The organism is Psychrobacter sp. CAL346-MNA-CIBAN-0220 (genome assembly GCF_040309805.1).
Taxonomy (GTDB): domain Bacteria; phylum Pseudomonadota; class Gammaproteobacteria; order Pseudomonadales; family Moraxellaceae; genus Psychrobacter.
In genome coordinates, this window is record NZ_JBEOPF010000160.1 from 1 (window position 1) to 280 (window position 280).

Genomic DNA, 280 nt, shown 5'->3' on the forward strand with positions numbered 1-280 from the left:
CGTCCAGGTTGACCATCAAATGCAACAAGCGCAGTTGATTGTGGCTCAATACCGCGTAAACTTTTTTCTCTAAAATCAGCAATAATATCGACGTTTTCTGACACTACAGCTAATAGCGGCTGTCCAACAGTGGCAAAGCTGCCGACTTCTAACTGTAAGTTAGTCACCACGCCATTTTGGTCTGCGCGAATTTGAGTGTATGACAGGTTTAATTCTGCTTGAGCTAAACTATTTTGAGCTTGACGGACTTTTAAATTATCTTCGCCATTGCGTCCACGAC

1 protein-coding gene is annotated in these 280 nt (G+C 43.2%); it reads right to left on the minus strand.

The genetic code is table 11. The features are described from left to right. Nucleotides 1-280, minus strand: a 280-nt coding sequence (locus tag AAEY88_RS13130; protein ID WP_350563094.1) for an HlyD family efflux transporter periplasmic adaptor subunit, incomplete at both ends; no start/stop codon positions are given.